15 protein-coding genes are annotated in these 11,836 nt (G+C 43.9%); 8 read left to right on the top strand and 7 right to left on the bottom strand.

The window, feature by feature from the left end:
* Nucleotides 1-9 precede the first annotated feature (9 nt).
* The 3 genes from ACKRAT_RS11540 to ACKRAT_RS11550 all read left to right on the top strand — a co-directional run bounded on the left by ACKRAT_RS11540 (nt 10) and on the right by ACKRAT_RS11550 (nt 2,218).
* Nucleotides 10-897 (top strand): carbohydrate ABC transporter permease, encoded by an 888-nt coding sequence (locus ACKRAT_RS11540; protein WP_411842536.1) that lies wholly within the window; start codon nt 10-12, stop codon nt 895-897.
* Between the two features lies 1 nt (nt 898).
* Nucleotides 899-1,741 carry a carbohydrate ABC transporter permease gene (locus tag ACKRAT_RS11545; protein ID WP_411842537.1) on the top strand — a complete coding sequence of 281 codons (843 nt, stop codon included), beginning with the start codon at nt 899-901 and terminating at the stop codon, nt 1,739-1,741.
* An 81-nt stretch (nt 1,742-1,822) separates the two neighbouring features.
* On the top strand, nt 1,823-2,218 hold the full coding sequence (locus tag ACKRAT_RS11550) for a VOC family protein (RefSeq protein WP_411842538.1): 396 nt from the start codon (nt 1,823-1,825) through the stop codon (nt 2,216-2,218).
* A gap of 46 nt (nt 2,219-2,264) precedes the next feature.
* Here ACKRAT_RS11550 and ACKRAT_RS11555 read toward each other — a convergent pair whose 3' ends face one another.
* Nucleotides 2,265-2,414: a hypothetical protein gene (locus tag ACKRAT_RS11555; protein WP_411842539.1), complete on the bottom strand. Its 150-nt coding sequence runs from the start codon at nt 2,412-2,414 to the stop codon at nt 2,265-2,267.
* Nucleotides 2,415-2,801: 387 nt separating this feature from the next.
* On the opposite strand from ACKRAT_RS11555, the gene ACKRAT_RS11560 reads away from it, so the two are divergent.
* Nucleotides 2,802-3,083 (top strand): hypothetical protein, encoded by a 282-nt coding sequence (locus tag ACKRAT_RS11560; protein WP_411842540.1) that lies wholly within the window; start codon nt 2,802-2,804, stop codon nt 3,081-3,083.
* 8 nt (nt 3,084-3,091) lie between these two features.
* On the opposite strand, the gene ACKRAT_RS11565 is transcribed toward ACKRAT_RS11560, so the two are convergent.
* The 3 genes from ACKRAT_RS11565 to ACKRAT_RS11575 all read right to left on the bottom strand — a co-directional run bounded on the left by ACKRAT_RS11565 (nt 3,092) and on the right by ACKRAT_RS11575 (nt 5,199).
* Nucleotides 3,092-3,526, bottom strand: a complete 435-nt coding sequence (locus tag ACKRAT_RS11565) for a GNAT family N-acetyltransferase (protein WP_411842541.1) — start codon at nt 3,524-3,526, stop codon at nt 3,092-3,094.
* A gap of 102 nt (nt 3,527-3,628) precedes the next feature.
* Complete coding sequence (locus ACKRAT_RS11570) at nt 3,629-4,267, bottom strand: FMN-dependent NADH-azoreductase (RefSeq protein ID WP_411842542.1); 639 nt, start codon at nt 4,265-4,267, stop codon at nt 3,629-3,631.
* Between the two features lie 134 nt (nt 4,268-4,401).
* Nucleotides 4,402-5,199, bottom strand: a complete 798-nt coding sequence (locus ACKRAT_RS11575) for a class I SAM-dependent methyltransferase (protein WP_411842543.1) — start codon at nt 5,197-5,199, stop codon at nt 4,402-4,404.
* 115 nt (nt 5,200-5,314) lie between these two features.
* Between ACKRAT_RS11575 and ACKRAT_RS11580 the strand changes: the two genes are divergently transcribed.
* A complete protein-coding gene (locus ACKRAT_RS11580) occupies nt 5,315-5,983 on the top strand; it encodes a type 1 glutamine amidotransferase domain-containing protein (protein ID WP_411842544.1) in 669 nt (222 codons plus the stop codon).
* A gap of 63 nt (nt 5,984-6,046) precedes the next feature.
* Here ACKRAT_RS11580 and ACKRAT_RS11585 read toward each other — a convergent pair whose 3' ends face one another.
* Nucleotides 6,047-6,502 (bottom strand): DinB family protein, encoded by a 456-nt coding sequence (locus ACKRAT_RS11585; protein ID WP_411842545.1) that lies wholly within the window; start codon nt 6,500-6,502, stop codon nt 6,047-6,049.
* A gap of 123 nt (nt 6,503-6,625) precedes the next feature.
* Here ACKRAT_RS11585 and ACKRAT_RS11590 point away from each other — a divergent pair, with 123 nt between their 5' ends.
* Nucleotides 6,626-6,802 carry a hypothetical protein gene (locus tag ACKRAT_RS11590; RefSeq protein ID WP_411842546.1) on the top strand — a complete coding sequence of 59 codons (177 nt, stop codon included), beginning with the start codon at nt 6,626-6,628 and terminating at the stop codon, nt 6,800-6,802.
* A 78-nt stretch (nt 6,803-6,880) separates the two neighbouring features.
* Nucleotides 6,881-8,347 (top strand): DHA2 family efflux MFS transporter permease subunit, encoded by a 1,467-nt coding sequence (locus tag ACKRAT_RS11595; RefSeq protein WP_411842547.1) that lies wholly within the window; start codon nt 6,881-6,883, stop codon nt 8,345-8,347.
* Between the two features lie 42 nt (nt 8,348-8,389).
* Here the strand turns inward: ACKRAT_RS11595 and ACKRAT_RS11600 are convergent, their stop codons facing one another.
* Nucleotides 8,390-9,829, bottom strand: coding sequence for a DHA2 family efflux MFS transporter permease subunit (locus ACKRAT_RS11600; protein ID WP_411842548.1), 1,440 nt, complete (start codon nt 9,827-9,829; stop codon nt 8,390-8,392).
* 107 nt (nt 9,830-9,936) lie between these two features.
* Here ACKRAT_RS11600 and ACKRAT_RS11605 point away from each other — a divergent pair, with 107 nt between their 5' ends.
* Entirely contained in the window at nt 9,937-10,371 is a 435-nt protein-coding gene (locus tag ACKRAT_RS11605; protein ID WP_411842549.1) for a MarR family winged helix-turn-helix transcriptional regulator, read from the top strand.
* A gap of 39 nt (nt 10,372-10,410) precedes the next feature.
* Here ACKRAT_RS11605 and ACKRAT_RS11610 read toward each other — a convergent pair whose 3' ends face one another.
* A complete protein-coding gene (locus tag ACKRAT_RS11610) occupies nt 10,411-11,829 on the bottom strand; it encodes an MDR family MFS transporter (RefSeq protein ID WP_411844452.1) in 1,419 nt (472 codons plus the stop codon).
* Nucleotides 11,830-11,836 lie beyond the last annotated feature (7 nt).

Below are 11,836 nucleotides of genomic sequence, written 5' to 3' on the forward strand. Positions count from 1 at the left end.
TGATATGAAATGAATAAAAAGAAAGAGAATCTCTATGGTTATATATTCATATTACCTTGGATTATCGGGTTTCTCGGGCTGACGCTGGGTCCCCTGCTGTTTTCTCTGGCAGGCAGCTTCACCAACTACAATGTGACCTCACAAATGGATTTTGTGGGGTTGCAGAATTATAAAAAGATGTTTATCCATGACGACCTGTTCTGGACATCCCTTTATAACACAATGTATTTCGTAGTATTTTCAGTTCCGTTAACAACGATCGCAGCCATTTTAATTTCCACCATGATGAATCAGGACATACCGGGCATGCGGATATTCAGAACGATCTACTACCTGCCTGCAATTCTTTCAGGGGTCGGTGTCTACCTGCTCTGGATGCAGCTGCTGGATCCTTCTACAGGGCTCATCAACCAGTTCCTTTCCATATTTGGCATAGAAGGGCCTAACTGGCTGTTTGATGCCGAATGGTCGAAACCGTCACTCATATTCATGAAACTGTGGAGTGCCGGCGGCAGTATGCTGCTTTATCTTGCAGCTATGCAGGGCATTTCAAAGACACTGTATGAAGCGGCCGTCATGGACGGGGCATCGCGCGTCCAGCTGTTCTTCAAAATTACGCTGCCGATGGTCAGCCCGATCATCTTTTTTGATATTGTCACTAGCACAATCGGATCCTTCCAGATATTTCAGGAAGCCTATGTCATGAGTGCCGATAATGCAGGGGCACCGGAAAATTCACTGTTGTTCTACAACCTTTATATGTGGATAAAAGCATTTAATGTATTTGATATGGGGTATGCAATGGCGATGTCCTGGATTCTCTTTGTCATCGTGATGCTGCTGACACTGGTCAATTTCAAATTCGCTAAACGCTGGGTCCATTACGAGGGGGATTAATATGTATAACACGGGAAAAATGAAGTTTTGGCGTGCGTTCAACTTTACGCTGCTCCTAGCAGGCAGCCTGTTCATGATTGCACCCTTGTTCTGGATGATTTCAATCGCCCTTAAGACAATGGAGGAAATCTACCGCGGTGAGTTCACTTTCATCCCTGAGGATATTCAGTTTTCGAATTTTATTGATATATTTTCTGTCGCACCGTTTGGCACATATTTCATTAATACTGCGGTCATAACGGTGATTGTTGTACTAGCCAATGTATTCGTCAACGCATTCATTGCGTACGGATTTGCCAAGATAGAGTTTAAAGGACGCGGGGCGCTCTTCATCATCGTACTTTCCACAATGATGCTGCCCGGGTTCATCACGCTCATCCCCCAGTATGTAATCTTTGCGAAACTGGGGCTTGTAAATACGTACTATCCGTTGATTCTGCCGGCATTATTCGGCAGTGCTTTTAATATATTTCTGCTGCGTCAATTTTTCAGGGGCGTGCCAAACAGCATGATTGAAGCAGCCAAAATGGAAGGCGCAAATCATTTCCAGATCTTTTTCAAAATCGCACTGCCAATGATCAAGCCTGCACTGTTCACAGTGGCCATCTTCTCATTCAACGGCGCATGGAATGATTTCCTGGGACCGCTGCTTTACCTGAATGATGAATCACTCTATACACTGCAGCTTGGACTTCAAGTATTCAAAGAACAATCCAGCACCCAGTGGAACTATCTGATGGCTGGCTCATTACTGGTTCTTTTACCGGTCATCATCCTGTTCTTCTTCTTCCAGAAGTACTTTATTACAGGATCGAATATACTTGGCAATACCGATGAAAAATAATCAGTCTTCCGCTATATATGAATCATGATGCTTTACTTAACCTTCTGTTATACTGGATTCATGTAGATGAGGAGGTAGATTATGAAATCAATGACACCCTTCCTGATGTTCGAAGGCCGGGCAAAGGAAGCCATGGAATATTATATGGAGATTTTCGAAGATGCGGAAATCCGCTATATGAGAGAATATGATGAAGACAGTCCTGAAATGCAGGATAAAGTGATGCAGGGCGTCATCCGCATCCATGACCAGCTCATCATGGTAATGGACAGTGAAGTCCCCCATGAATTTTCATTCACACCCAGCATGTCTTTCTTCATAGAATGTAATTCACTGCCGGAGATTGAACATTATTACCGGAAGCTCAAGAAAAAAGGCGCCATTCATATGCCATTGGATGAATATGGCTTTTCCAATCGTTTCGCGTGGGTCCAGGATCAGTTCGGCGTTACGTGGCAGCTGAATTTTACCAAATAAAAAAATGCCGTCCCTCTTCTAATCAGGGACGGCATTTTCAATTCGATTATGCACCAAATTTGTTGACAATCTTAGCAAAGAAAGACTGCTTGGACTTTCCTTCTTTTTTGCTTTCAGAAAGATGGCTGTAGCTTTCAGCAATTTTCTTGTACTCTTCCATGCGGAGATCTGCAGAAATACGATCAGTTGAGAACATTTTATTTCCTCCTAAAGTTTGTAATTTTAATTTATTTGAATTTCATTATTCCCTTTATCTATAGTTACATAATACCATCGTAACAGTATTTTGACAATGATTATGTGAAAACATTACCAAAGTAAGTTTATTAATAATATTTAATTAATTTAAAATAATATTGAAATAATTGAATTTTAGTTTCATGCAGAGCATTGATTTATATATTGTATTACTATATATGCATGCTTATGCGTAATGTTAACGTTTTCCTGATTGGATTTTGCATAAATCGCATCATCCCGGAATAATAGTTCACATGTAAACTTAAAACATTTTACTCTTTCGGTGTTTAAAGTGATAAAATGAAAGCAAGGATTTAATATGGACCGGAGGGGATTCTGCTTTATGCTGTGGATTTTGGGTATTGTACTCATTGCTACAATCGGTGGGTTCGGAAGTGAATATTTGAAGCATCAAAGGAAGCTCGAGAAAATGAAAATCGACGCTATGGATAAACAATTGGAGCTTGAACGGCTGAAACAGGAAAATTTCCTGCTTGAGAATCAGCATATGAAGTCTGAACTCGAGAGGATCAAGGAAGAGAACAAGAAGCTGCTGGAGTCTAAACAAAAGAATGAAGACAGCCGCTGGCTCATTGAAGAAACCAGAACTGAAGAAGAGGAGTGAATTTAAGTTCACTCCTCTTTTCTGTATTCCATATGATAATGCGGGATATCGTCTTCCAAGTGCATGGCCGATACCGTTTTAAATCCGAATGACTGGTAATATTTCTCCAGATGGGCCTGTCCGTGGAGATAGATCAATTCTCCGGCGTGATGCAGATCGACATAATCCATCGCCTGATCCATCAGTGCCCTGCCGAGCCCTGCCCCTCTGTGATCTTCGCGTACGATGACGCGTCCGATTGAAACAGGATCTTCCTGTATGATCCTTAAATATGCAATAATGCCAGTTTCATCCGTGTTATATATGTGGATGGATAATGAATCTTTTCCATCTATCTCCTGATAGGCACACGCCTGCTCCACTATAAATACAGAAACCCTTAACCGGTAGATTTCTTCGAGTGTATGTAAATCCAAATCTTCAAATTTTTTGACATGCCACATACAATTCCCCCTCTATGACTTATTACTGAAATTTTAGCATAAAAAGGCCCGGCATTGTATGTGCCGGACCGTGTTCAGGCAAAACCTGATCAGATATTCAATTTACGCAAACTGTGAGTTTAATTCTCTTGCTGATTCACGTACGCTTTCCAGACCTTCTTCGACGATTCTTGCAGCGTCCTGTGGCATTGCGTTGTGGCCTTCGATAATCACTTCATCAGTGATCTCCATGCCGAATACTCCGCCGAATACAGTTTTCATGTAGTTCATGGACATGTCCATGCCAGCTGCTTCAGGTGCACTGTATACGCCGCCGCGTGCGTTTAGCAGGATGACTTTTTTATCAGTCATAAGCTGTGCCATTGAACCGTCTGCATTGTATTTGAAAGTGAATCCTGCAGCATATACGTAGTCAATGAATGTTTGCAGACGTGCCGGAATCGTCAGATTCCAAAGCGGGAATGCAAATACAAGGACATCCGCTTTTTCAAAAGCGTCCATCGCTTTCCGCTTGGCATTCATCAGACGCTGTTCGTCTTCGTTCAATGATTCTTCATTTTGGATTTTACCGAAAGCGCTGAACAGCTCCTGGCCGATGTACGGCATATCCTCTTCAAATACATCATATACTTCAACATTCAGGTTTTCGCTCTGTTTCACCGTTTCCATGTATGCATCATACATTTTAGTCGAGATTCCGTCAGGACGGTTGTTTGCTTTTATTACTAATACGTTTGTCATGTTTATATGTTCCCCCAAAAGTTATTATCTTTTAATCACAAGTTATATAATAACAAAAAGTAAGTGACTTGTAAATGATTTGTACAATTGTTTTTGAAGGAAATGCTTTTTTACTACTTTAGGCTGAGTTCCCTTTACTGCTTATTTTTATTTACAAGAATGGCGACACTGAGTATATGAGGAATTTTGTGCTTATCCTTGGATATATTTTCTTCGAGATATTCCCTTATCTCCTGAAGTGTCCTTTTACGTTTCTTTTCTTTAAAAGCCGCAAGCCAGGATACTGTTGCCAGCCGGCCCAGCCATTCTTCATTGGAAAATTGGAGTTCGTACTCCATTTTATATAGATCGGTCAGATCGAAGCGGGAATATTTCCATTCATCGAACCATTCCACCGGGAAGCTGTTAATCATCTGTGTCGCATCTTCTTTTGCGCCTGCTGCTTTGAGTTGTTTATCACTGGCATTGTTCTTTATGATTTTCATGGATTTTTTTACTACTTTTACAGATGAAGTGAACCCTGAATCCATCACGATCAATTGGCCGCCGGGTTTTAATATGCGTTTGATTTCTTTTATCGTATCTTCAGTATCAAACCAGTGCCATGCCCGCATGACGGTGACGATATCATAAGTGTTCGGTTTAAGACCTGTATCTTCAGCATATTTTTGGGTGAATTTGATTCGGGGGTCATCTCCAACATACTTTTTCCCCACTTCAATCAGTTTTTCAGAGGGTTCTACAGCATCCACAATCGCACCCCTGTCACTCAGGATTTTACTCAGAAGGCCCGGGCCTGCCCCGAGGTCTGCCACTTTACTACCGGAAATTGTGACCCCTCTTTTTTCCAGACCTTTAATTAAACTATCCGGTATATCATCCCTGTATTTCAGATATTCATCTGCGACATTTCCAAAGTCCACTTTTTTCATTTAGAACACTCCTATTTCAATGTTTTTTAAAAGGTTATGTATTTTATTGTGCATTTAACGAGATTACTTTTCACTGCTTATGGGTAAACAGATGGAAAGGAGAGTTGATATCAATATGAGTAAATCTGTACTTATTATTGCAACAAATCACGGCACAATCAACAACGACAAGGACAGACCTACAGGTCTATGGTTAAGCGAAGCAGCAGAGCCCTACCAAATATTCCAGGGTGCTGGTTTAAAAGTGGATATCGCTTCACCGAAAGGCGGCGAAGTCCCACTCGATCCCGCTTCTCTTGCCGATGGACAGGATAGCGAAAGATACAATGAAGTGATCAGACAGCTCCAGAATACGCAAAGCATAAGCGATGTAGTCTATGAAGGCTATGATGCAATATTCTTTGCAGGCGGTCACGGTGCAATGTATGATTTTCCGGGCAATCCCGACATACAGAACATCATGGCATTTTTCAAGGATGACGGCAGAATCATCAGCGCAGTCTGCCATGGTCCCGCTGCATTCATAGAAGCCAAAACCAAAGATGGCCGATATCTTGTAGACGGTGTCAAAATCACCGGATTCACAAATGCCGAAGAGCATTCCATGAACCTTATGGATGACATGCCATTCGCACTCCAGACAAAACTCGAGTCCCATGGCGCCGGCTTTGTCGCGGGTCGAGATATGGAAAGCAATGTCGTCACAGACAGGAACTTCATCACCGGACAAAATCCTGCTTCTGCAGAAGAGGCTGCCCAGGCAGTCGTTAAACAACTCACATGAAGATTATATAATATTTAGCAGCATAAAAACACAGAACATCGTCGATGTTCTGTGTTTTTATCTTTATTCAATCAATTTTGCCATTTCCTGTATTTTTCCAGCATGAAGGGATTCATGAAGAATCATGAATGAAAGCTGTTCGTATCGTTTTGTCATTCCCATGAATTCTCTTGGAAGGTCCTCATCCAGACTTTCTTCTGTAATATCTTCAAGTCTCGGTACCTGCCCTTCCAGCAATGCCTTGATTTCATCCAGAGCGGGAGTCTCATCATCAAAATCATCCGGACTTGTGCCATAGCCGAAATATTTTTTATACCTTTGGCTGTCTTCCGTTTTTGATCCCGTGAGTGCTGCTGTCGGAAGTTCCATCATACCTGCAACGTGACCCAGCTGCCAGTGGATATTATTTTTAAAACCTTCCGGTATTTTCATCATATCTTCTTCTGATACTTGTTCAAATGTGTCCAAAATCCATTTTCTGGATGTTTTTACCTGGAATAAAAGTGTCTCTTTTGCCATGGATAAAGCTCCTTTCAAAATTCAAATCTATATCTATAAGTATACATACCCTGTTTGTAAGTTACTTATTCAGCACATCATGTATAATGAGGGTATGAACAATATCCAATGGAGGAAATATTTATGACCAGATTTTTACTCAATCTTATTTTAATGGGAATCATCACACTTGGAATCTATTGGGCACTTTCCACATTCGTTCCGTCCCTTTCAGCATATTCCATTCCAATCGCATTGCTTTTAGGCATTACGATCGGTTTCTTTATATACATTCAAATAGATAATAGACTTGGACCATGATAGAAGTTAAAACCCTTGCTTATTTCGAAAATCGGAATATAATAGTTAGTATTCATTTTTAGAAACAGGGGAAAATTTATGGAACCAAAAATCAGTATTAAACCGGATTACAGACTAATATTCATCCTGTTATCCGGCGCTTTTGTCGCACTGCTTTCAAATACTTTCTTAAACGTAGCGCTTCCGGCCATAAAGGACGATTTCGGCATCACTACATCCACGGTCCAGTGGGTATCGACCGCCTACATGCTGGTGAGTGGTATTGTCATTCCGACCACTGCATTCCTCATGCAGAGATTCAGTGCCAGAAAGCTGTTTATCACTGCAATGGTACTATTTTTAACAGGCACACTCGTCGCAGGCCTCTCCCCCACATTCACTGTATTGATTGCGGGACGCATGATTCAGGCATCCGGATCTGCGATTCTCATGCCTTTGCTGATGAACGTCATGATTACAAGTTTCCCTCCGGCACAACGGGGAACGGCCATGGGTCTGTTCAGTCTTGTCATGTTTTTCGCACCGGCAATCGGTCCGACACTATCCGGTTTTGTCGTTCAGAGCTATTCGTGGCATGTGCTGTTCTTCATGATGGTTCCCATATTATTAGTCGTCCTTTCCATCGGCTGGATCAAGCTGCCTGAGACAGACACACATTATACGACTAAAATTGACATTCCTTCCGTCATCCTGTCAACCATCGGGTTTGGCGGCATACTCTACGGTTTCAGTGCAGCAGGCAACAGCGGCTGGATGAGACCGGATGTCCTGCTGACGCTCATCATCGGCTTTGTGTCCGTATTCTTCTACATCAGAAAACAGGTCCACATGAATGATCCGATGCTGGACTTCAAAGTTTATAAGTTCCCGATGTTCACACTTTCCTCATTACTCATCGGTACAATGAATATGGCACTGTTCTCCGGTATGATCCTCATGCCGATCTATCTGCAGGACATCCAGGGGATTTCGCCTCTGGATACCGGGATTTTATTACTTCCCGGTGCTTTGATCATGGGCTTCATGAGTCCGGTTTCCGGCAAATTGTTCGATATGTTCGGACCGAAGATTCTCGCAATCACCGGTTTGACTTTGACGGTCTCCACTACATTCTTCTTCAGCCAGCTTGAAGTGGATACGAGCTACACATTCCTGATCATGCTCTACTCCATCCGGGCATTCGGTATGACGCTGGTCATGACACCAGTCATGACCAATGGTATGAATCAGCTGACACCGGCACTCACACCACATGGATCATCGATCAACAGTATGCTCAACCAGGTTTCCGGTGCAATCGGAACAGCACTTCTGATTACTATAATGCAGAACAGGATGAACTCGAAATTGGGTGATGTCGCAAATCTGGATACTGCGGCAATGAACCAGGCGATGCTTGACGGAATCAACTTTGCATTCCTGATCGCAACACTCCTTCTCGCTGTTGCATTAATTCTCGCCTTCTTCCTAAAACGTGTGACTTCCGACGAAGTCATCGGAAATGATATGACCAAAGCAAGGCCCATTGAATCAGAAGAAAGATAAAAAGAAGCACGCTGGAAAAATTTCCAGCGTGCTTCTTCTGATTTAGGACAAGCTTTCACTTTGACCGTAAGACTCATCGTATTCCGGTTCTTCCGGCTTCCTTAGTTTAAAAGCTAATATGAATCCAACGAAGGCCAATCCTCCGGCAAACATGAATGAAATATTCACGCCGCGGATCATACCTTGCGCCCCCTGCTCGGGTATCATCGTGTTGGTCATTATTGAAACCAGCAATGCCGTACCGACAGCACCGGCAATCTGTCTCATTGTATTATTCATCGCTGTACCGTGAGGCACCATTTTTTTGGACATCTGATTGAGACCCGCAGTAGTTACCGGCATCATGACCATAGCAACACCAAGCATTCTGAATGCATTGACGACAGCCAAGTATGTGAAGGTCGTTTCAGTATCTAAATTGGTAAACATTAAAGAAGTTACCGCCACTATTCCGAGACCGATGATGGCAAGCCATCTCGCTCCATACTTGTCAAAGAGCCTGCCGGTGATCGGACTCATCACGCCCATGACCACTGCCCCTGGAAACAGCATCATTCCGGATGCCAGCGCTGAGAATCCGAGCATATTCTGCATCAGCATAGGCAGGATAACCGCACCGCCGATCATTGCCATAAAGACAATCATACCGAGAACTGTCGTCAGTGTGAATATCTTATCCTTGAATACACCGAATTCCAAAATCGGCTGTTCCAGTCTGTTCTGGCGTCTGATGAAGAGTATCAGCGTGACTGCGCCTACAACGAGGGACATAATAACTGAAGTACTCAGCCAACCGCTGCTTCCGGCAACACTGAATCCATACAACAGTCCGCCGAAACCGAGTGTAGAAAGGATGATGGACAGCATATCCAGTTTTGGATTCGTCTGTTCCGTTACATTTTTTAATATGAAGTAAGCAACAATCAGATCGATGATGACAATCGGCAGCAGCATATAGAAAAGACCGCGCCATGGATAGATATCTATGAACCAGCCGGATAACGTCGGTCCGATTGCCGGCGCAAAACTGATGACAAGGCCGAACATTCCCATCGCCTTACCCCGCTCGTTTCTTGGATAGACCAGAAATAGAATCGTCTGCATCAGCGGCATGATGATCCCTGCACCTGCAGCCTGTAAAATCCGTCCGCCCAACAGGGCCGGGAAATTCGGCGATATTCCACAAAGCAACGTTCCCATCCCGAATAAAGACAGTGCTGTAAAAAACAAGGTTCTGGTCGAGAATTTATTAATTAGAAATGCAGTAATCGGTATCATGATTCCATTGACCAGCATGAAGACAGACTGCAGCCACTGCGCAACATCCGCTTCCAAATTCAAATCCCTCATTATATGGGGAATCGCTGTCGCCAGCAATGTCTGGTTTAAAATTGCCACAAACGCACCAGACAGTAGTACAGCCATTAACGTCAGTCTGGCCATATCAGATAATTGACCTTTATTTTCATTCTGTAAAGACATAAAATTTCCTTCTTTCCTAGACATACAATAGAAATGATTGTATTATACAACTATATTCAGTGTCAACTGTTTCATCTGGACAATTGGGAAGGCAGTGTGATATACACGTGGTCAATGATAAATCTTTAGAAAAATTGGAATTGGAAATCGCGATGATGGTCCGGGGGCTGAGAAATGCTGCCACCGAGGGCGATGAAACGCAAAACCTACGGCGTGCCAGTTATTTCATCCTGCTCATCATCTCAGACAAAGGCCCCATGAGTGTAAAGGATATGGCAAAACATCTCCATCTCGATATATCGACAATCAGCAGACAGGCTGCCGATCTTTTGAAAAAAGGGCTTTTGGAAAAAAAACCGTCCGAGACTGACCGGCGGTCGTACTCTTATGAAATCACGGAAAAGGGCTGGGAAATACTCGCATCCAACCGGGAAGGCCGGCAGGACCGTTTCCAAAAAATGATAGATCGGTGGGACGAGGGTGAAATAGAAGAATTTGCACGTCTGCTCAGAAATTTCAACAGCTTGTTGGATTCAGAATAAAAAACTGCCTCACCGGCATTTTGCCGGGAGGCAGATTTTTTATTCTTCCACAGGTTTATGCAGCCTGAATGCGAATATGAATCCGATGAGTGAAAAGATGCCGGTTAATATGAATGACATATTCACACCATGGATCATGCCCTGCACACCCTGATCCGGAATCATCGTGATTGTCATGACGGACACGAACAATGCTGTTCCCACTGCCCCGGCGACCTGTCTCATCGTATTGTTCATCGCCGTGCCATGCGGCACCAGCTTATTGGTCAGCTGGTTGAGACCTGCAGTAGTCGATGGCATCATGACCATGGAAACACCGAGCATGCGCACTGCGTTGACCACAGCCAGATACGTAAATGTCGTTTCTGTGTCCAGATTGGTAAACATGAATGTCGTTACAGTGACAATCCCCATTCCTGGGATGACCAGCCATCTGGGCCCGAATTTATCGAACAGTCTGCCGGTGACGGGGCTCATGATACCCATGAGCAATGCGCCCGGCAGCATCATCAGTCCGGATTCAAGCGCCGTGAAGTCCAGCATATTCTGCATGAATATCGGCAGAATGATCGCGCCGCCGATCATTGTCATAAACGCAACCATGCCGATAATTGTCGCGAGGGTAAAGATTGGATCTTTAAATACCCTGAATTCCAAAATCGGCTGTTCGAGCCTGAACTGCCTTCTTATGAACAGAGTCAATGTAACCGCTCCGACAATCAGTGAGGTGAGAACCATGGGACTCAGCCATCCACTGCTGCCTGCGATACTGAATCCATACAGGAGACCGCCGAAACCGAATGTCGAAAGTATGACTGAAAATACATCCAGTTTCGGATTTGTCTGTTCCGTTACGTTTCTTAAGATAAAGTAAGCAACGATCAGATCGATGATGACAATCGGGAGGATGATATAAAATAACCCTCTCCACGGATAGATTTCTACGAACCAGCCTGAGAGTGTCGGTCCGATCGCCGGTGCAAAGCTGATGACCAGACCGAAGAACCCCATCGCGGTCCCCCTCTGTTCCCGAGGATAGACCAGGAAAAGGATCGTCTGCATCAGCGGCATGATGATACCCGCTCCGGATGCCTGCAGTATTCTTCCGAGCATCAGTATCGTGAAGTTTGGTGCGAGTCCGCAGACCAAAGTGCCGATGCCGAACAAGCACATTGCCGTAAAGAATAGCGTCCGCGTCGAGAACTTGCCGATTAAGAAGGCGGTGACCGGTATCATGATGCCGTTGACCAGCATAAAGACAGACTGCAGCCACTGGGCGACATCCGCTTCCAGTTCCAAATCAGCCATGATATGCGGTATGGCGGTCGCAAGCAGTGTCTGGTTCAGTATTGCGGCAAATGCCCCTGATAACAAAACCAGCATCAGCGGCAGTTTTTTGACTTCTGTTTTTGATTCCTGGTTATCGACAGATTGTGACATTGGATTTCCCACTTTCATCAATGGA

The sequence above is a fragment of the Salinicoccus sp. HZC-1 genome (assembly GCF_046736035.1).
Lineage (GTDB): Bacteria > Bacillota > Bacilli > Staphylococcales > Salinicoccaceae > Salinicoccus.